The following is a 19,678-nucleotide window of genomic DNA, read 5'->3' on the forward strand; positions in this document are numbered from 1 at the left end:
AATGGGGATTGTGCGTCTTTATTGGGTGAGTGTTGTCTTGCTTTTCGCGTTTCATTTGGAGCTTGCGGGGCGAGCTTTACCTTTTGATTTTCCCTTTTATGTATCAATTATTGTAGCTTTGTTCCTTGTTTTTCTACTTCAAAGAAAAATGATCGTGCAGATTGAGGCGCTTGGAGCAAAGGTGAATTTGGGGTTATACAGTATCCAGCTACTTGTTTTATTCATCTATTTATTAAGCGGGCCTGGCCGGATTTCACTTATTCCATTTCTCCTCTTCCTTTCCGTTGAAATAATGAGACTTACATTGGGCCGGAAGCTTTATCATAAGGATGAGCTTATCCATTCCCACACAAGGGAAATTGAGCAGATGAATGAAGCCTTTCTCATCGTCCGGAAAGAAAGACATGACTTTTTAAAACATATCTCTGCGATGCATTATATGCTTGAAAATAAGAATCATAAAGAAGCAACAACGTATTTAAATGAGCTTGTGGAAGGGTATAAGGAAACAAACCTGTCCATTCAAGGAGAAAGAGGAACGGTTGCGGGTATTCTGCATCAAAGTTACCGCAAAGGAAAAGATAATGGGATTGAAGTAACGTACGATCTCGAAGCGGCAATTTCAAGCTTGCCACTTTCCGATCGAGATTTAACTGAACTAATCGGGAATATACTGGATAATGCGCTGGAAGCAAGCGCCGAATGGCAAAAAGAGACCGGAAAACAGGCCCATATTACATTACAGACTTCAAAACGGAGCGGATTATTTATTTTAAGCTGTAAAAATTACACCCTCCCCATACCGAACGATGTACTTGATCATTTATTTACGAAACAGGCGAGAACGACCAAATCAGGGGATCATGAGGGACTTGGTACACAGATTATCGCACAGATTACCCAGAAACATGCAGGATATCTTGATTTCGTTTATAAGAACCAAACCTTTACACTGCAAATTAAATTGCCTGCCATCTTGAAATCGGTCGACACGGAATAAAGACGAGGAGGAGCACAATGGTTCTTTACCGCTTACCGCTAATGATACTGACGCTTAGTCTCGTATATATTTTCATCGCTCCCGATGAGCCTTTTACGTTCAAACTCTTTTTTAAACTATTGCCAATGATTGTCATTATACTTTATGCATTTCGGATTGCTCCAGAAAATAAAAGATGCGTCCATTGGTTCATCATGCTTGGTCTCGTCTTTTCGATGATTGGCGATGCGACACTGCACTGGTTTCTCATTGGTCTTGTCGCCTTCTTTATTGCCCATATTTGTTATGCTATCGGCTTCCTCAAAGTTGCCAAATTCACGAAGCGGCGGATACTTGCCGCAATTCCAATTGGTATCTATGCTATTATTTTCGGGATATTCCTTATACCTGCGTTAACGGATGCCGGAGAGCAAGTACTTGCGGTCCCAGTCGTTGCTTATATTATCATTATTTCACTAATGCTCTTGGCTACAATTTTAACAGGCAATCGACCGGCGCAATTCGGGGCATTGTTATTCGTTATTTCTGATTCGATTCTTGCTTGGAATATGTTTGTGGCGGCCGTTCCATTTGCGGAGGCCCTTGTCATGCTCCCCTACTATGCAGCTCAATTTTTCATTGCAGTTAGTCTCTACTCGCTCATTGAACAAGACAAGCGCATCGTTTGGTAGCAAAATAGGAGTGTAAAACAACTATTTTTGATATGCTTATAAGGTATTATTCAACTTTTACAACAACCTAACCGTATAATTACTTTCATTCAGCGCAAGTGTTTCGCACGTTCTGTTATGTAAGAGCACTAATCGCCGTTCAGTTGCCCGGCGGACGGATGCGCATCCTAAGGTACAGCCGTAGCCTCGACGCACAGGAAGTGATAATACAGGCGTTGCCACATACGAGAGCGAACTTAGTCTGCCTCGGAAGAAAAGCACTTCCTGCGGGAGCTTAGGACTAATGCTTTTCACGCAGGAGTAACCCGGCCGCCTGTGGAAAGCGAGAGGTGTCTGAACTGCGGACCTCCAGGTAAGAGTTACTCTTACACTGAATGAAAGTAATTCCTAGTTTTTATAAAACTTATAAGTTGCAAGAGTTGGGTAATGTAGTTCTAAACATAGGGGGAATTTCATGTGAAGTTAACAACAAGGGAAGTTTTATCCATCCCAAATATTTTATCTTACATCCGGATTCTTCTGATTCCTGTATTTGTCTATCTTTTCATTCATGCAACGGACACAAGCGATTATTATCTTATCGGCATTATTATTCTTTTATCTGGTGTAACCGACGCATTGGACGGATGGATTGCCCGGACATTCAATCAAATTACAGAACTCGGGAAAATCGTTGACCCGATTGCAGATAAATTAACACAGACAGCGATCGTCGCCTGTCTATTGTTCCGCTATCCATATATGTGGATTCTGTTTATCCTCTTTGTCTTGAAAGAGTTGTTTATGGGAATCAATGGACTCATTCTTTTAAAACGCGGGAAAAAATTGGACGGAGCGAAGTGGTTTGGGAAAGTATCAACGGCTGTTTTTTACCTAGCGATGGGAATTTTAATTACATTTCCCAGCCTAGATACGTATTTTATCGCATTCCTCATGATTGTAACGGGTATATTCCTATCCATTTCTTTCTTGATGTATATCCCGGAATTCCTGAGATTATATGAAAAAAGAGAAGATGCTGTGCGTTAAGCTCAGCATCTTCTCTTTCATTTATAAGATCATTCATGAGGATTTTGTGGTCAGCAAATTAGCCTCGTAATGATTTCAAAGCACTGCTCCAAGCAAGGACTTGATCTAACATTTGGTTTGCATTATCTGCATGGTAATCAGCTGGCTTGAAGACGGAGAAGTTTTCAAAGTCAGCTAGTAGTGAGAATGTAACTGCAGTACGAACGTCTGCTACTTGTAATTCACCAAGAATCAGGCGCATGTTCTCATGAGCACGGGTTCCGCCAAGGCTTCCGTAACCAACAAATCCTGCCGCTTTATTATTTACTTCTGGATTTAAGTAGTCAAGCGCGTTCTTCAGTGCACCACCGATTGCATGGTTGTATTCTGGAGTGATGAAAATATATCCGTCAAAAGAAGCCATTTTATCAGACCAAGCTTTGATAACTGCATTTGCCTTTTCTTTTTCAGCTTCCGGTAAGCTTTCACCTAGGAATGGTAAACGGTAATCCGCTAGGTCTACTAGCTCATATTCTACATCTTGATCCTTGCGATTGTTCGCAAAGTCAAGTGTCCAATTTGCTACTTGTTCCCCATTACGTCCTTCACGAACACTTCCTAAAATAATACCAATTTTTAACACTCGAATTCCCCCTGTTATCTATAACTTACTTTTAGTTTAATTCAATATAAATGAATTACGCTTATTAATATACCATGATTTTTTTCATGTTGCAATCTTTTTGTTCTCTTTTATTATTTACTTATCATTTGTAAGTTTAATAACATAGGCGCAGAGCGAATTTTTATTTTATCACGTATTAACGGTCTGTAATACCCCCTCCTCTAAACATGGGGGAAACCCAATATGTGAAGGATGGGGATAAACAGTCCGTAAATTCCTATTCTGTTCAACTTACATTCAGCGGGGAGGTAAGGATACCCCCACTGAATGAGTTTCACTTTACCCAATATAAACTCTTGGAACACGTTTCCCGATGAGACAAATGATTTCGTAATGGATGGTTTGTAGCTGTTCGGCTATTTCGTCGAGGGAGATGTAGCCTTCTTTTTCCTCACCAAATATCGTTATAATATCGTTATCCTGTACCTCGTCAATACTTGTTACGTCCACCATCGTCTGATCCATACAGATTCTCCCGACAATCGGCACCCGCTGCCCCCTTATCGTCACCTCACCACGATTGGACAGCTGACGAGAAAGCCCATCCGCATATCCAACTGAAAGAGTGGCAATCAGCGATTTTCTCTTGGGCTGATATGTACAACCATAGCTGATTGACTCTCCCGCCTCTACTTCCTTAATTAGCACCGCTTTCGTCTGGAATGTCATTGCCTGGGTCAAGCTAATCACTTTCTTCATATGTTTTGCTGGATAAAGACCATACATACCAATCCCAACCCGACACATATCCAAGTGCATCTCTGGAAAACAAATCGTTGCCGCACTATTACAACAATGCTTCAGCAGGGCGGAATAACCATGTTCTGCTAAATAGTCCGTCACTTCAAGGAAACGCGCAAATTGCATCCGTGTATACGTTTCATCTACATTGTCCGCGTCTGCAAAATGAGTATAAATCCCTTCAAGTTCGATCCACTTGCTGTCAATGCCCTTCACTAATTCAAGTGCTTCTTCCTTGGTCTGAACGCCAACCCTTCTCATCCCTGTATCTATTTTCAAATGGACCTTAACTGCTTGCTGCAATTCTTCACAGGCGGTAACAAGTGCGTCCAACACATCCTTGCTATAAACGGTGAGCGTAATTTTATTTATAATCGCTTCCTTTACAACTTCCGGTTTCGTATAACCGAGCACAAGAATCGGGGCTTCGATACCAGCCTTTCTGAGTTCAATCGCCTCATCAAGCAATGCGACACCTAAACGATCGGCACCAGCCGCTAAAGCAGCCCTCCCGACTTCCTCCGCACCATGCCCATAGCCATCCGCTTTTACGACAGCAAGTAGTTTACTATTTTTATTCATATGTTGTTTAAAGACTCGCGTATTTTCTCGGATTGCAGCTAAAGAAACTTCAACCCATGTATCTCGGTAACTTAATCGTTTCATCCGACAAACTCCTCTGTTCTTTCATTATCTTATATTTTACCATTTCCCAACATCCTCTGGATAGGGCATACTTTTCCAATTGGAACAATATATATTATGAAGGAGATGAAATAAAAATGAGGAAGTATTTCTGTTTCACTTGAAAAATATGCTAAAAAAGGCTTAGGTTGGGTAGAGTAACTCAGCATTTCAGTCTGCTTCTATTTTCCTGTCAACCAGTTAAAAATCGTAAGAAATCAGCAAAAAAGGAGTGGATAACGTTGGGTGCGAAATGGATAAAAATTGCCGCTCTTTATTTTATTATCGGAATTGGCTTTGGGTTATTTATGCTTTACACGATCCAGCTTCAATGGGGGGCAACGCACGCTCATATTAATGTTGTCGGCTGGCTGTCTACTGGTTTAATTGGTGTTATTTACTCGGTTTACCCAAAAGCGGGAAATAGCCAACTTGGTAAATTACAATTCTGGCTTCATCAAATCGGCTTACCTTTTCTCCTTATCGGGATGATGATGATTTATCTTGATGTACCGCCAATCGTTCTTGAAATTTTCGTGTCTGGTGGTGGGGTTGCATTTTTAATCTCTGTTGTGCTGTTTATTATCAATCTATTCCAGAATGTGCACGCTTCAGAAAGTAAGTAATTATTTAGGGCATGCATTCCTTTCGATTTTTTATAAAAATAAGGTAAACCCAGTCTTAGGGTTTACCTTATTTACTATATGCTTTAAAAACTTCAATAAATTGTTCTGGAGAGCTTTTAACAATAAAGGAGTATACACCTTTGTTCGTATGTACATACAACAGTCCACCTTTTGTTCCGAGCAACCGGTAGGACAAATCGTGAATTGTATCGATTGGAAACTCACGATGTTTCGTCACCAGTCGATCCTCATACAAATACATCATACGTTGTTCTTCAGTATTTGTTTGGGTGAGGGAATCGACGGTACGAATAACTTTCACATACGATTGTTCAGCCAAGAGTTGCGCCATAAATTACCCTTCAGCAAGTTGCAAATGATTTAATCTCCATTGCAACCATTGGTATTCGCGTGTTTTTCTCGGCAGGAATTGACGGATATCATCCTCATGATAGCCTACTTGCAGCCTCTTCTCGTCAACCATAATTGGACTACGCAACAGACGAGGATGCTTGTGAATCAGTTCCAATAATTCCTGAAGCGGTAATGCTTCAATATCTAGATCAAGATCTTTATAAACCTTGGATCGTGTTGATATAATTTCATCCGTTCCGTCAACGGTCATGCGTAGGATTCCTTGAAGTTCCGTTACGGTTAACGGATACTTCAAAATATTCCGCTCCACATAATGAATGTTTTGCTTTGTAAACCATTGCTTCGCTTTCCTAGTCGATGAACATGCAGCTCCATAAATTGTCACTGTCATATATCATACCCCATTTCAAATTGGTTTATTTTGCTATGCCTTTTTTCAATAAGTTCATTTCTGCTATAAAGCTTTCAATTGCTTCTTGATCGGATAGCTCTTTCGTAAACTTCTCGACAAAATTGCGGAATGCAACTGCCGATATAATGTGGATGACATGGGTCAGTTCGCTGTCTGATTCGATATTTAAAAGATCTCTATTAATTAGTTTCGTAATTTCTTCCATACCATCTTTTTTCAGATTGCTTTCAATTATTTCATTGAAGATGGTTTCAATCTGATGGGTTACGTTAAGAAGAGCATTCCGGAAAAAGTTATACTCCTTTTCATCAGGTAATTCAATAAGCAGATCATAGTAAAAAGCAGTGATTGCTTCGAATAAGTCTCCCTGATGTGTATGCAGTTGTTGAATAAACTGTTTGTTTCTACGGCTTGCCTGTTCCTTGAGAATATAGTAATAGGCGTCTTCTTTATCTCTGAAATATTGATAAAAGCTTCCCCGAGATATCCCTGCTGTCTTTACGATATTTGCGATGGAGGCCTCGTATAAAGGAACTCTAGAAAATTCTATTTCCATTGCCTTAATTAAGGATTGACGCTTTTTCTCTGGCAGATTAAAAAATGTTGCTTTGGGCATTCCTTTACCTCCATTTCTACCAGATAATGACACGGTGTCATCTTATATTTTTATAATAAATGACACCGTGTCATTTGTCAATGCAATACGGGGTATTCCTAACTTTTTACTTACTTATTCCACAATTACCTCTTTAAATAGTTATTACCTTAAATCGCTATCGTAAAACTCCTACTTTCTTCCCGAATCCCGCAGTTTTGCAAATATGTACCTAGACACTATTTTTTAAATAAAAGCTTTTTAAGCTGAACGGATGATTACTTTCATTACGGCTTGAATGCAACCTACTTCTGGAGAGCCACATTCCAGGTACCTCTCTTTTTCCGCGGGCGGCTGCCTAAGTCTCGACGCATAGGATGTCGCTAATACAGACGTTGCCACATACGAAAGCGTTCTTTAATTAGTGAACGGCAAACACTTACGCTGTATAAAAAAGTAAGTAAGTCAGTTGTTCCTTTTGAGAGGGGTATTAGGAGATCGGAAAAACATCTATATGTGTCTGAAACCATAATGGATAGTTGGTTTTACTAACTACGCGAGGGAATAGTTCGCTATTTTAGGCTGTGAAAGTTGAAAGTAGTCAGCTATACATGAGCGTGGTGTATTTTCTAGAGCGATGAAATTTATGCTACATAATGGGTGAAACAGGAGGAGTAGAAGCATGGTCTTTCCTGGCCTATTACGGAATACGCCAGGAATGAGCCTCGCTTTTGTTTTAGGATCTTCTGGTTGACTGACGCAAGATGAAGACAATGAGGCCGAGGAATAAGACAGGTAGGATAATACTTAATAACATGAAATCACTTCCTTTCAGATACTTTCAATCGACTATGAAAACTAGTCTACCCGTCTGGAGGTAATTTCTAACATAGATGGTAAATTGTTTACTACAAATTTTGGGTTACGTTCCATCATATCAAAAACCCAATACAATTGCAAGGCGGATTTTTAATGAGCTTTTTGCGGTGTACCATTTTTTCGCGAAAGCTAGGTAGATAAAAAATGGTACCTTTCCAGATATACGGAAAAGTACCATCAGAATATTAAAGCATCACTTTACAAATATCATTCGTGAAAGCAACCGGATCTTCAATTGGAAGACCTTCGATTAGTAATGCTTGGTTATATAATAGATTCGTGTAAAGTTTCAAATGCTCGTCGCCTTGCTCTTTCGCTTGCTCTAAAGCATTCATAATTTCGTGATCCACATTAATCTCCAATACTTTATCTGCTTTAATTTGCTGATCATCGGGCATGGAATTAATGATTTTTTCCATTTCAATTGAAATATCACCATCTGCTGTAAGCACAACCGGATGAGATTTCAAACGTTTTGAAGCACGGACAGCTGTAACCTTATCCCCTAATAGCTCTTTCATTTTCGTAAACAGCTCTTCGTGTTCCTTCTCTGTTTCTTTCTCTTCTTCCTTCTCTTTCTCATCTTGTTCAATGCCAAGATCGCCACTTGAGACGTTTCTAAATTCCTTCTCTTTATAGCTCATGAGCATGCGGATTGCGAACTCATCAATTTCGTCTGTGAAATATAGAATTTCATAACCTTTATCTTTTACAAGTTCAGTCTGCGGAAGCTTGTCCACGCGGTCAACGCTATCGCCTTGTGCATAGTAAATATATTTCTGCTCTTCTGGCATGCGCTCAACGTATTCATCCAAAGTAACTAATTTCTTTTCTTTCGATGAGTAGAATAATAGCAAATCTTGCAGCACTTCTTTATGCTGGCCGAAATCGCTGTAAACACCGAATTTCAATTGCTGGCCAAAGGATTGGTAGAAGCGTTCATAAGCTTCCCGGTCATTATTCAGCACTTGTTTCAGTTGCTGCTTGATTCGTTTATTAATGTTTTTGGCAATTGTTCTTAACTGGCGATCATGCTGAAGCATTTCCCGCGAAATATTTAAAGAAAGATCCTCGGAATCTACTAATCCTTTCACAAAACCGAAATAGTCCGGCAGCAGCTCTGGACTTTTCTCCATAATAAGTACGCCGTTCGAATAAAGCTCCAATCCTTTTTCATATTCCTTCGTATAGTAGTTATATGGTGCGCTCTCCGGGATATAAAGAATCGCATCATAACGGACCGCACCATCAACGGAAAGATGGATATGTTTTAACGGTTTATCGAAACCATAATGCTTCTCCCGATAGAAGTTTTCATAATCCTCGTCGGTAAGCTCACTCTTATTCTTCTTCCAGATTGGGATCATTGTATTCAAGGTTTCTTCCGTAATGACGTCTTCATATTCGTCTTCCGTGCCTTCTTTCAGCTTACTTTCCGTCACGTCCATTTTTATTGGATAACGGATAAAGTCGGAGTATTTCTTCACGATTTGTTTGAGTCGGTATTCTTCTAGGAATTCATCGTAATTCTCTTCTTCCTCATTTTCTTTGATTTTGAGGATAATTTTAGTGCCTACTTCGGCTTTTTCTGCCGGTTCAATCGTGTACCCTTCAGGCCCAGTTGATTCCCATTTATAAGCTTCTTCACTATCAACAGAGCGACTGATGACGGTTACTTTTTCCGCAACCATGAAGGCCGCATAGAAGCCGACACCGAATTGCCCAATGATGTCATGGCCGTCTTTAATTTCATTCTCTTCCTTAAATTGATGGGAGCCGCTTTTTGCGATGATACCGAGGTTGCTCTCCATCTCTTCTTTTGTCATCCCGATTCCTGTGTCGGTTATGGTTAATGTTCGTGTATCTTTGTTCGGGTCAAGTTTGATAAAATAACTGTCTTTATCAAACGTGAGATTGTCATCTGTAAGTGCCCGGTAGTATAGTTTGTCGATTGCATCGCTCGCATTGGAAATCAATTCTCTTAGGAAAACTTCACGCTGCGAATAGATGGAGTTAATCACCATATCTAGTAGTTTCTTTGATTCCGCTTGAAATTCTCTTCTTTCCATCGTCTCTCTCCTCTTTCGTTAAAAAGTAAGAAGCAATATATACTAATCCATCTATTTTAATACCATATCCTTTCAATGAAGTCAATCAACTTGGGTCTCTGCAAGCTTCCTGAATTCACGGTATACTAGGGGTACAAGTAAGGAGGAATGACATGCTTAAGAATTGGTTGGAGCAGTCTGATTATACGGTCGTATTTACCGGAGCGGGGATGTCGACAGAAAGTGGCCTCCCGGATTTTCGGTCAGCAAATAAGGGGTTATGGACGAAGAAAGACCCCGCGCAGCTTGCAAGTACCGATGCACTCAACAATAATGTGGAAGAGTTTATTGCATTTTACCGGGAGCGTGTACTCGGAGTGAAGGAATATGGACCACATAAAGGACATTCGATCCTTGCCAATTGGGAGCGTTCCGGCAAAGTGAAGTCGATTATTACACAAAATGTCGATGGATTCCATCAACTTGCAGGCAGTAAGCAAGTCGCAGAGCTTCATGGTACCTTGCAGAAGTTGCATTGTGAATCATGCGGGCGCCAGTACGGTAGTGAGAAGTATGTGAAAGAGGCATTTTACTGTGAGGAATGTAATGGTGTGTTACGGCCTTCGATTGTTTTATTCGGGGAAAGTCTACCAGTCGATGACTTTGAATTTGCACTACAGGAAACAGAAAAAGCAGATTTGTTCATTGTGCTTGGCTCTTCCCTCACCGTTACGCCGGCGAACCAGTTTCCAATGCTTGCGAAAGAAAATGGTGCGAGATTGGTCATTGTTAATGCAGAAGATACCCCGCTTGATCGGTCCGCCGATTTGATTATTCAAGATAAGAAAATTGGTGAGCTTTTGCAAGAACTGGATGAGAATCTATAAGAAAAAATAAAACAGACGTGGTAGCTCCCTCTCCTTATGAGGGTAGATACCACGTCTTTCATTTCTATTTTCCGGTTTTTCTCGCCCTCTTCTACTAGCTAGACACCTTTAAATGCTTTTCTATAAACATCAGCCAGTTCTGTGACGAGAGGTAACTTCGGATTTGCTGTTGTACATTGATCTTCAAAAGCTTTATCAGCTAAATGATCCACTTTTGCTTCAAATTCTTTCTGGGTGACCCCATTTTCTTCAATACTCATCGGGATATCCAATTCTTTTGCCAGTTTAATAATGGCTTGTACCAGATTTTCCACCCCTTCTTCGGTGGTAGCAGCTTGTAAGCCAATCGCTTTGGCAATCTCCGCATAACGCTTATCTGCAATAAAATGTTCATATTTAGGGAATGAGACAAATTTCGTCGGCTTCGTTGCATTATATCGAATGACATGAGGTAACAAAATAGTATTAGCACGGCCATGAGCAATGTTAAATTCACCGCCCAGTTTATGTGCCAAACTATGGTTTATCCCTAAGAACGCATTGGTAAATGCCATTCCCGCAATGGTCGAGGCATTATGCACCTTTTCACGGGCCTTCTCATTTGATCCATCATGATAGGCTTGCGGTAAATATTCAAAGATAAGCTGAATAGCCTTGATTGCCAACCCATCTGTAAAGTCGTTAGCCATATTGGATACATAAGCTTCAATCGCATGGGTTAAGACGTCCATTCCGGTGTCAGCTGTAACTGTTTTCGGTACACTCATTACAAATTGCGGGTCAATGATTGCTACATCCGGTGTCAGCTCATAGTCAGCCAGCGGATACTTTATATTATTCTCTTTATCTGTGATGACTGAAAAAGATGTGACTTCGGCTCCAGTCCCAGAGGTTGTTGGAATCCCGACAAATTGCGCCCGTTTTCCGAGTTGCGGGTATTTATAAGCACGTTTACGGATATCCATGAATTTCTGTTTCAAACCGTTAAAGTCTGTTTCAGGATATTCATAGAATAGCCACATCGATTTAGCGGCGTCCATGGGTGAACCACCACCAAGAGCAATAATGACATCCGGCTCAAATTCTCTCATCTCCGCCGCACCCCGCATGACGGTTTCTTTAGAAGGATCAGGCTCAACGTCTGAAATAATTCTACAATGGACATAATCTGGACGTTTTCTTAAGTAATATAAGACCTTATCAACGTATCCCAATTTGACCATCATCGGATCCGTTACAATGATAGCCCTTGAGATATTCGGCATCTTCTCAAGATATTGAACGGCATTTTTTTCAAAATATATTTTTGGTGGAACTTTAAACCATTGCATATTAACACTTCTTTTCGCCAATTTTTTGACGTTATATAAATGAACAGAGCTCACATTGCTAGACACAGAATTTCCGCCGTATGAACCGCACCCAAGGGTCAGTGACGGGGTATACGCATTATATATATCGCCAATTGCCCCTTGAGATGATGGCTGATTAACAATCAAGCGTCCAGCTTTCATCCGCTGACTGAATTCATCGATGACCTTCTGATCTTCAGAATGGATCACAGCAGAGTGACCAAGTCCACCAAATTCAAGCATTTCCTCACACCGTCTGAGTCCCATTTCTGTATTGTTTGCTTTATAACAGGCAAGCACGGGACTGAGCTTTTCCCGTGACAGTGGATAATCGGGACCCACTCCGGTTAATTCAGCGACCAATATCTTTGTGTTTTCCGGAACAGTGACTCCTGCCATTTTCGCAATAGTAGCTGCACTCATTCCAACTATCGCCGGATTAACAGAAGCCGTATTTTCATCAATGACCAGTTTTTCGACTTTTACCTTTTCTGTGGCATTTAAAAAGTAACAGTTCTGAGCAATCATCTCTTGTTTCACTTTTTCATAGATTGGCTCATCGATAATTACAGCTTGTTCGGAAGCACAAATCATGCCATTATCAAAAGTTTTAGATAAAATGAGATCATTGACTGCTCGTTTGATATACGCTGTTTTTTCTATATAACAAGGGACGTTACCTGGTCCGACACCTAGGGCTGGTTTTCCGGAACTGTAAGCGGATTTCACCATACCAGATCCACCTGTGGCTAAAATGAGCGCGATGCCCTCATGTTTCATGAGTGCTTGCGTTTTTTCCACAGCCGGTTGGTCAATCCACTGAATGCAGTGTTCAGGTGCACCGGCTTTCACAGCAGCTTCATATAGGACTTGGGCTGCCTTAGCACTTGATTTTTGTGCCCCAGGGTGAAAAGCAAAGATAATCGGATTACCCGTTTTAATAGAGATAATGGATTTAAACATTGTCGTAGAAGTCGGATTCGTGATAGGAGTAATTCCAGCAATGACTCCAATAGGTTCCGCAATTTCAACGATACCTTCCATTTCATTTTCATTCATGACCCCTATTGTCCGTTCATATTTAATGTTGTGGTAAATATATTCCGTCGAAAACATGTTTTTAATAATTTTGTCCTCGTAAACACCGCGTTTTGTTTCTTCTATAGCTAACTTGGCCAATTCCATATGTTTGTCCAAGCCCGCTAAAGCCATTTCTTTAATAATGTTGTTAATTTGGGCTTGATCCAGCATTTTCATTTCCTTTAATGCCTTATTCCCATTAACGACCAGGGTATCAATGCTCTCACCCGCTGATTTAACTTGTTTCTTTTCAAGTGTTTTTGTAGTCATGGTAAATCCTCCTCATCTTATATTGTGAAACATTGAGCATGTTGTTTTAAAAAAATATAGCCTATTGCTATCCAACTAAATATCATGTGAGGCTGAGAAAATAATGTCTGTTAATTAACCGTTAAACTCACCTCGCTTCTTTGTGAACCGTTGATCATATTATTGCGTAATAAGATTTCTATCTCTTTCAAATTGATCATACCACCTGTAAACGCTTCCTGTTTCGGCAGATTATGACAAATCGGTGAAGTTATTCTATACTATATTCAATGCACATATTTTTTTAACAAAACTCTCTTTTTTCACTGTATACTCATTTATACCTTCCTGTTTATGCCTTACAAAGGATTTCTTTATATGGCTCTAGCCTTGTTTCCTTTACAATATCTTTTTTAACTCTGAGAAACTCTTCTGTCCATTCGTGATTATGAGGTACCAGTCTAACTTCATTTCTTTTTAAACCTAATCTCATTAAGATATTCTCCCTTCTCCTAATCCATAAATAGAAACTCCCGCGGGATTCTTCGGTGCTGAATTCCAAGTTACTCACATCTTCCATGGTTTTCGCCGATAATCTCAGGCTCAACTTCTCTTTATCCTCAACAAGGGGTGTAATTGACAAGGCGGCAGGATTCACTTTATCCCGGTGTAACCGTCCGTAAAACTCCCACCTCAAAGCTTTAGGTCATTCAAGAAAGTTTCAACAGCTAGCAACTAACGGCTTGCTGGGCGCGCGAATATATAAAAAGAGGTGGGGACAGCTTATATCCTCACCTCTTTTAATCTTTATGCCATCCACTTAGGTGGTGTATTTTTATCCCAGTAAATTTCACCGAGGTTGTGATGCTCTCTGAAGTCATCGTTTTGAAGATGATAGTGGAAGTTGAAATAGTAACCTTCTAATGGTCGATTGTCACGACGGACGTGGAACTGGACGACATCTTCTTCCGTACGATAATCGGTTACGTGAAAGATTCGCTCACCGTAGCCCTTTGCTGGTTGTTCCGTAATTCCATAATAACGAACCGCCTCATCCCCTGCTTCAGCAGCTAACTCTTCCAGTACAGACTCCATTTTCGGCAAAATTACCGCAGAAAACTCATCCTCCACTTGTTCAGCAATACGCGGACCAAATTTCAGCATGCTTTGAATTTTCGCCTGTTCTTGTAACTCCCGTAAATAATCCGGTTCTGTTTCGACTTCAAGCATTGTTTCATAGCTTTCGAACGTCGCTTCACTTGCCCGGACTTCAGTCGCTTGATCGAATTCTGCTTTTGAGGAGAAAGTATCTTTATTATCTTCTGCTTCAATTTCCAATAACGAAGTCGGCGTGTACATTCCGAGTGTTGCAATCGCAATCAATGCAACGAGCGCTTTTTTCATCCACAACTTCATGGCCATCACTTCCCAATCATTTCCTTACTATAAGTTTAACATGTTATGGGCAGATGTCTATTGGGAAAATGGTTTATTTCGTTAACTTTCTATTAATTTTCTGGGACAAAGGCGTAAGCGTCCGTTTAGCAACATACAAACTGGAGCACTCCGGAATGAGATAAAGGAAACACAACGAACGCAGTGAGTTGATGTTGACTTATCGATTGGAGGAGTGTGAAGTTTGATAGTTGCTGGGCGCTGGAGCCGGACGTGGCTAGCCCTGGATACCTAAGTTATCACAGCATTTTTATTTTATAGTTTCCTATTCTGGGACAAATGCTCTGACCCTCTGTCCCTACACATTCTCACTTTTTGGGCATAGGATATTGGAGCGAAATGTAAGAGGGGGAGTTTTTGTGATTATTCACGTTGTGGAGCCGGGGGATAATTTGTATGGGTTACATGAACGATATGGGGTAAGTATGACGGAGTTATTGCGGGTGAACGATTTGCCGGATCCGGAACGGCTTGTTGTTGGTCTGGCGTTACTTATTCCGATTAAGGGAACGTGGCATACGGTAAAGGCTGGAGAAAGCTTGTGGAGTATTGCTGCTAATTTTGGATTGGCTTTAAATCAAGTATTACAGGCAAACCCCGGGGTCAATCCCGAGGCGCTCATGCCAGGACAAAGAATATTTATTCCGCTTGCACGTCACAATGTAGCGCCTGGCGAGACACTTGCAAGCATTGCGAATCAGTACGGAGTATCGGTCTATGCACTCGCTCAGGAGAACGCCCTTACGATAACCGAGCCTATCTTTACTGGGCAAACGCTCTTTATTCCACGGGGGAAACCAATTATTGATGTCAATGCATATTCCTACCAGCAAGATGCAGCAGGTGCCCAGTCAATCCGTGAAGTTGGGGAACTGCTGACATTTGCGAGCCCGTTTGCCTATCAGGTTCAAGCGGACGGAAGCTTGGAGCCTTTTCCAGATGAACAGATGATTGCCGCAAGTTATGAAGAGAATGTTTTGCCAATGATGTCGATCTTAAATTTCACTTCAGAAGAAACCGGTTCATCGCTCACCCATACGATTCTGACGAGTAACCAGCTAATGGATACGTTATTGACAAACATCCTCAATGTAATGAACGAAAAAGGCTATCGAGGGTTAAATATTGATTTTGAAAATGTATTACCCGAAGATCGGGAGCGTTTCAATAACTTTATACAATTGGCCGTCAACCGCCTCCATCCTGAAGGGTATTTCGTTTCGACTGCGGTAGCCCCGAAAACAAGCGCTGACCAACCTGGATTATTGTATGAAGCCCATGATTATGCAGCCCATGGAAGAATTGCCGATTTCGTTATCTTAATGACATATGAATGGGGATACCGGCTCGGTCCGCCTCAAGCGATTTCACCACTAAACCAGATGCGGCGGGTTGTAGAATATGCCCTAACCGAAATGCCCGCAGAGAAAATATTCCTTGGTTTCCAGATTTACGCGCGGGACTGGAAGTTGCCTCATGTTCAAGGTCAAGCCGCCCAAACATTCAGCCCTCAAAGGGCAGTGGAACTCGCTACCAAGTATAATGCAGAAATTCATTTTGATAGAGTTGCCGCTTCTCCGTTCTTTCGCTACACGGATGAAGAAGGTGTAGATCATGAAGTATGGTTTGAAGATGCGAGAAGTGCTCAAGCCAAGTTTGATTTGGCAAAAGAGTTCAATCTTGGCGGGATCAGTTATTGGGCACTCGGCTACCCTTTCCCACAAAACTGGGAATTGCTGCGGGATAACTTTACGGTGAGGAAGAGAATCTGAAAGCGCAAAGGCGGATTCGCGGGCGCCTGGGACTGCGATTACTCGTCCTACCAAAAGATCTTCTAGTTACTCGTCGTATTGCAAGCTTTCTGGGTGGAGAAACTCTCCTCGCAAAGCTGCAAGAAGATTACCCTTAGGAGCTTACTCAAGAAGGAATTAAATTAGGCAATGCTTGAGCGCAGAGCGGACGTGGCTAGCCCAGGATACCTAAGTTATTACAGCATTTTAATTTATAGTTTCTTATCCAACGAGGAAAGGACAGCTTGATGGGCTGTCCTTAGTCATTTCCGTTATAATTTTCCGTTCGGTTGATGAATTCTTCGGCAGCACTGTAGCCTTGTTGTTTTAGATACCAGCTGTTTGCTGCTGCTTCAATTAAGCCTGCAACATCTCTTCCCGGCTGGAGCTGGATTTTAATATGAGGAATTTCAACTCCCATATAATTCGTATATTCTGTCTTTAATTCAAGATCATTGTTCAGCTCATTAGCTCCCCATTTGGTAAGCTCAATATCAAGGGCAATCCTCGTTTCTTCCTGGAACGCTTTCCTTCCGTAAACACGGACGATATTTAACAGTCCTACACTTCTTAGAGCAAGGAATTCTTTATTCATCTCATTATGTGTTCCAAGAATCGTCCGGTGACTGAGTTTTCTCAGCACGACAATATCATCAGCAACAAGACGATGCCCGCGCCCAATGAGCGTATAAGCGGTTTCACTTTTTCCGATTCCCGATTCACCGCGCAGAAGAATTCCAATACCGAACACATTCAGGCAAACGCCCGGTACAGCAATCTCCTCCGCAAGTGCTCTACCTAAATAAGCGTCCAATTTAGAAATGAACTCATACGTAGAATCATTCGTCCGAAGCAATGGAATTCGCTCCTGGTTGCAGTACTGTTCAAGATAGGTCAATTCTTCCTGCCCCCGCGTCACAATAAAGCAAGGAGGATGATAATTGACAATGTTGCCGATTCTTTGTTTCCTTTCTTCCACACTAAGCGATTTCAAGTAATTTATTTCCGTTAGTCCGAGAACTTGCACGCGTTCCGTTGGGAAAAAATCAAAATAACCGATAAACTCGAGGCCAGGCCGGTGCGATTTATTCTTCGATACCTTTCTGTCGAGACTATCTTCTCCTGCGAGAATTTCCAAGGATAATTCTTTCGCAATTCGTTCTACACTAATCGTTTTCACTTTTCCACCTAATTTCTCCTTTTCATGTGAGTATCCGTTTCAGCGATAATGGTATCTATTATACAATATATTACCACATATATTAAGGAAACATGGAAATTTAACAAAAATAATAAAAGCCAGATCGGAAGTCCGAAAATCTGGCTTTAAACTCATTGGGTCAAATCTATCTTTTTACTTGTATAGTACATAATGAATCCGCCAATTGTCATGGAGAGTAACTCACCAATAGCAACCGTAAGATAAGACCACCAAAATGGCAGATCGAATATTAAATAAAGTTGCACAGCGACACTAAACATCGATAACGTAGCGATAAAAGCTGTGACAATAAATTTAGCTTTTACATTTTTTATATTCTTGGTCACTGCCCTAGCGACAAGCAAAACTGCAAGGGTCGCGAGTCCGCCAATTGGCACATCGATAAACCACATCGGTGACATGAAGTTTGCAATTACAACTCCCAAGAAAACTGCAACGACATATCGTTTGTGAAATAATGCCAAGTAATTGAACATTTCGGATAAGCGGAGCTGGATTGGCCCAAAGCTAATGACAGATAAAATGAGGGTGACCGCCATATATAATGCGGCAACTAAGGAAATTTTCACTATACTCCTTGTAGAAGTCAGTGACTCTTCGTGTGCTATAGAACTATTCATTTGATAAACTCCTTTGTAAAATAGCAAATTGCTATTTTAGTAATAATTATGGCCAAAGGATCGGACAAGTGCCCTACAAAGTGCCATAATACAAGCAAAAAAGCTTGCCAGATGAGTATAACAAAAAACCCTTCTTTTGCATAGAAGGATTTTTGTGGAAAATAGTTATGATACGCTATTTAACAGTCCAACCGCCATCGACTGGAATGACAGCACCATGAATATAACCTGCCGCGCTGCTAGCAAGATATAAAGTAAGGTTCGCAACCTCTTCTGGTTCAGCCCAGCGCCCAGCCGGCGTCTCTTCTGCTACCCAGCTTGCCATCTCGCCTCCATTTACGAAGTCCTTAGCATTCATTGGAGTCCGGATCGCCCCAGGCGCGATCGCGTTTACCCGGATTCCTTTTCTGCTGAAATCATAGGCAAGTTGCTTCGTATAGCCAACAATTGCATGCTTTGAAGCTGTATACGCTGCTCCTCCGCCTCCCGCGACAAGCCCGGCAATCGATGCAGTATTCACAATAACCCCTTGTTCCCATTTCAACATATGGGGAAGGATATAATTCGTAACGTGGTAGATTCCTTTTACGTTTGTATTAAATACGTCATCCCATAATTCCTCTGTCGTATCGAGCGTCGTTTTGTAATCATCGAGGATGCCTGCTGTATTCACCAGAATATCAATTCGGACATATTCCCTTAACGCTTGATGGACAGCTTCTGCGACTTCTGACTTTTCCGCGACATTCGCACACCAGAACGCAAATGTCTCCGGATATGCCTGTTTTAATACCTGCAGGCCGGTTTCATTCTGATCCACCCCAAAAACAGAAGCGCCTTGCTTTAAGAAGGCTTCTGCCTGTGCATATCCAATACCCGAAGCTGCACCTGTAATAAAAACCGTCTTCCCGTCATACTCTGAAAAATTCAAGCATCATCATCCTTTTAACATTTTTTATATTAAAAAAGAGCCCATTAAAAAAGGCTCGTCTTTATTTGACTACTTCCCAATCTTCCGCAAGCAGGTCACAAACAGTCGGAGTGAACATTGTATACCCTTCACCCTCGACATTTATTAATAAATATGGATTCAGTTTTTCACCATCGATTGTACTTTCACCAACAAGTTTGACATATAATTCAGCACCCGGCCAATCGGAACGGATTATCTTTTCACCTGCACGAAGACGTGGCAAAACCTCTTCAAATTTCATTGCGAAACCACCCTTTCTTTATATATAAAAGTATAGAGGATACATGAATTGATTTCAAATTTACCGGGACACGGGGTCAGAGCAT

Annotated in this window: 19 protein-coding genes; 6 read left to right on the forward strand and 13 right to left on the reverse strand. The window is 41.2% G+C overall.

The window, feature by feature from the left end; genetic code table 11:
* Window position 1: 1 nt before the first annotated feature.
* The 3 genes from SPD53_RS04635 to SPD53_RS04645 all read left to right on the forward strand — a co-directional run bounded on the left by SPD53_RS04635 (window position 2) and on the right by SPD53_RS04645 (window position 2,700).
* Window positions 2-1,000 (forward strand): sensor histidine kinase, encoded by a 999-nt coding sequence (locus SPD53_RS04635; protein WP_336251774.1) that lies wholly within the window; start codon window positions 2-4, stop codon window positions 998-1,000.
* 17 nt (window positions 1,001-1,017) lie between these two features.
* A complete protein-coding gene (locus tag SPD53_RS04640; RefSeq protein ID WP_188855875.1) occupies window positions 1,018-1,671 on the forward strand; it encodes a lysoplasmalogenase in 654 nt (217 codons plus the stop codon).
* 456 nt (window positions 1,672-2,127) lie between these two features.
* Window positions 2,128-2,700 (forward strand): CDP-alcohol phosphatidyltransferase family protein, encoded by a 573-nt coding sequence (locus SPD53_RS04645; protein ID WP_156856217.1) that lies wholly within the window; start codon window positions 2,128-2,130, stop codon window positions 2,698-2,700.
* A 58-nt stretch (window positions 2,701-2,758) separates the two neighbouring features.
* Here the strand turns inward: SPD53_RS04645 and SPD53_RS04650 are convergent, their stop codons facing one another.
* A complete protein-coding gene (locus SPD53_RS04650) occupies window positions 2,759-3,322 on the reverse strand; it encodes an NADPH-dependent FMN reductase (protein WP_336251775.1) in 564 nt (187 codons plus the stop codon).
* A gap of 321 nt (window positions 3,323-3,643) precedes the next feature.
* Window positions 3,644-4,771: an alanine racemase gene (alr, locus tag SPD53_RS04655; RefSeq protein ID WP_156856215.1), complete on the reverse strand. Its 1,128-nt coding sequence runs from the start codon at window positions 4,769-4,771 to the stop codon at window positions 3,644-3,646.
* A gap of 260 nt (window positions 4,772-5,031) precedes the next feature.
* Between alr and SPD53_RS04660 the strand changes: the two genes are divergently transcribed.
* The gene (locus SPD53_RS04660) at window positions 5,032-5,415 is read left to right on the forward strand and encodes a hypothetical protein (RefSeq protein WP_336251776.1); all 384 of its coding nucleotides are present in this window, start codon (window positions 5,032-5,034) and stop codon (window positions 5,413-5,415) included.
* Window positions 5,416-5,482: 67 nt separating this feature from the next.
* On the opposite strand, the gene SPD53_RS04665 is transcribed toward SPD53_RS04660, so the two are convergent.
* From SPD53_RS04665 to htpG, 4 genes are all read right to left on the reverse strand, one after another.
* On the reverse strand, window positions 5,483-5,767 hold the full coding sequence (locus tag SPD53_RS04665) for a hypothetical protein (RefSeq protein ID WP_188855879.1): 285 nt from the start codon (window positions 5,765-5,767) through the stop codon (window positions 5,483-5,485).
* 3 nt (window positions 5,768-5,770) lie between these two features.
* On the reverse strand, window positions 5,771-6,181 hold the full coding sequence (gene spx / locus SPD53_RS04670) for a transcriptional regulator Spx (RefSeq protein WP_336251777.1): 411 nt from the start codon (window positions 6,179-6,181) through the stop codon (window positions 5,771-5,773).
* 25 nt (window positions 6,182-6,206) lie between these two features.
* Window positions 6,207-6,818, reverse strand: coding sequence for a TetR/AcrR family transcriptional regulator (locus SPD53_RS04675; protein ID WP_156856211.1), 612 nt, complete (start codon window positions 6,816-6,818; stop codon window positions 6,207-6,209).
* Window positions 6,819-7,861: 1,043 nt separating this feature from the next.
* Window positions 7,862-9,745 (reverse strand): molecular chaperone HtpG, encoded by a 1,884-nt coding sequence (gene htpG, locus SPD53_RS04680; RefSeq protein WP_156856210.1) that lies wholly within the window; start codon window positions 9,743-9,745, stop codon window positions 7,862-7,864.
* A 152-nt stretch (window positions 9,746-9,897) separates the two neighbouring features.
* Between htpG and SPD53_RS04685 the strand changes: the two genes are divergently transcribed.
* Complete coding sequence (locus tag SPD53_RS04685) at window positions 9,898-10,611, forward strand: NAD-dependent protein deacylase (RefSeq protein WP_156856209.1); 714 nt, start codon at window positions 9,898-9,900, stop codon at window positions 10,609-10,611.
* A 98-nt stretch (window positions 10,612-10,709) separates the two neighbouring features.
* On the opposite strand, the gene adhE is transcribed toward SPD53_RS04685, so the two are convergent.
* The 3 genes from adhE to SPD53_RS04700 all read right to left on the reverse strand — a co-directional run bounded on the left by adhE (window position 10,710) and on the right by SPD53_RS04700 (window position 14,708).
* Window positions 10,710-13,313: a bifunctional acetaldehyde-CoA/alcohol dehydrogenase gene (gene adhE / locus SPD53_RS04690; protein ID WP_188855880.1), complete on the reverse strand. Its 2,604-nt coding sequence runs from the start codon at window positions 13,311-13,313 to the stop codon at window positions 10,710-10,712.
* A gap of 331 nt (window positions 13,314-13,644) precedes the next feature.
* Entirely contained in the window at window positions 13,645-13,989 is a 345-nt protein-coding gene (locus tag SPD53_RS04695) for a hypothetical protein (RefSeq protein WP_188855881.1), read from the reverse strand.
* Window positions 13,990-14,099: 110 nt separating this feature from the next.
* Window positions 14,100-14,708: a YpjP family protein gene (locus tag SPD53_RS04700; protein ID WP_188855882.1), complete on the reverse strand. Its 609-nt coding sequence runs from the start codon at window positions 14,706-14,708 to the stop codon at window positions 14,100-14,102.
* 398 nt (window positions 14,709-15,106) lie between these two features.
* Here SPD53_RS04700 and SPD53_RS04705 point away from each other — a divergent pair, with 398 nt between their 5' ends.
* Complete coding sequence (locus SPD53_RS04705) at window positions 15,107-16,519, forward strand: LysM peptidoglycan-binding domain-containing protein (protein WP_336251778.1); 1,413 nt, start codon at window positions 15,107-15,109, stop codon at window positions 16,517-16,519.
* A 277-nt stretch (window positions 16,520-16,796) separates the two neighbouring features.
* Here the strand turns inward: SPD53_RS04705 and hprK are convergent, their stop codons facing one another.
* From hprK to SPD53_RS04725, 4 genes are all read right to left on the reverse strand, one after another.
* Entirely contained in the window at window positions 16,797-17,717 is a 921-nt protein-coding gene (gene hprK, locus SPD53_RS04710; RefSeq protein WP_156856204.1) for an HPr(Ser) kinase/phosphatase, read from the reverse strand.
* Between the two features lie 152 nt (window positions 17,718-17,869).
* Window positions 17,870-18,379: a QueT transporter family protein gene (locus tag SPD53_RS04715; RefSeq protein WP_156856203.1), complete on the reverse strand. Its 510-nt coding sequence runs from the start codon at window positions 18,377-18,379 to the stop codon at window positions 17,870-17,872.
* Between the two features lie 175 nt (window positions 18,380-18,554).
* Complete coding sequence (locus SPD53_RS04720) at window positions 18,555-19,310, reverse strand: 3-oxoacyl-ACP reductase (RefSeq protein ID WP_188855883.1); 756 nt, start codon at window positions 19,308-19,310, stop codon at window positions 18,555-18,557.
* 61 nt (window positions 19,311-19,371) lie between these two features.
* On the reverse strand, window positions 19,372-19,593 hold the full coding sequence (locus tag SPD53_RS04725; RefSeq protein WP_188855884.1) for a DUF2829 domain-containing protein: 222 nt from the start codon (window positions 19,591-19,593) through the stop codon (window positions 19,372-19,374).
* Window positions 19,594-19,678: the final 85 nt, after the last annotated feature.

The sequence above is a fragment of the Oceanobacillus sp. MO10714A genome, from assembly GCF_037072045.1.
Taxonomy (GTDB): Bacteria; Bacillota; Bacilli; order Bacillales; family Amphibacillaceae; genus Oceanobacillus; species Oceanobacillus indicireducens.

Bases quoted from the DNA above. Each gene is read 5' to 3' on its own strand.
- SPD53_RS04640 (WP_188855875.1), top strand. From the start codon at position 1,018: ATGGTTCTTTACCGCTTACCGCTAATGATACTGACGCTTAGTCTCGTA.
- SPD53_RS04700 (WP_188855882.1), bottom strand. From the start codon at position 14,708: ATGAAGTTGTGGATGAAAAAAGCGCTCGTTGCATTGATTGCGATTGCA.
- adhE (WP_188855880.1), bottom strand. From the start codon at position 13,313: ATGACTACAAAAACACTTGAAAAGAAACAAGTTAAATCAGCGGGTGAG.
- SPD53_RS04635 (WP_336251774.1), top strand. From the start codon at position 2: ATGGGGATTGTGCGTCTTTATTGGGTGAGTGTTGTCTTGCTTTTCGCG.
- htpG (WP_156856210.1), bottom strand. From the start codon at position 9,745: ATGGAAAGAAGAGAATTTCAAGCGGAATCAAAGAAACTACTAGATATG.
- alr (WP_156856215.1), bottom strand. From the start codon at position 4,771: ATGAAACGATTAAGTTACCGAGATACATGGGTTGAAGTTTCTTTAGCT.
- SPD53_RS04725 (WP_188855884.1), bottom strand. From the start codon at position 19,593: ATGAAATTTGAAGAGGTTTTGCCACGTCTTCGTGCAGGTGAAAAGATA.
- SPD53_RS04665 (WP_188855879.1), bottom strand. From the start codon at position 5,767: ATGGCGCAACTCTTGGCTGAACAATCGTATGTGAAAGTTATTCGTACC.
- SPD53_RS04685 (WP_156856209.1), top strand. From the start codon at position 9,898: ATGCTTAAGAATTGGTTGGAGCAGTCTGATTATACGGTCGTATTTACC.
- SPD53_RS04675 (WP_156856211.1), bottom strand. From the start codon at position 6,818: ATGCCCAAAGCAACATTTTTTAATCTGCCAGAGAAAAAGCGTCAATCC.
- SPD53_RS04715 (WP_156856203.1), bottom strand. From the start codon at position 18,379: ATGAATAGTTCTATAGCACACGAAGAGTCACTGACTTCTACAAGGAGT.
- spx (WP_336251777.1), bottom strand. From the start codon at position 6,181: ATGACAGTGACAATTTATGGAGCTGCATGTTCATCGACTAGGAAAGCG.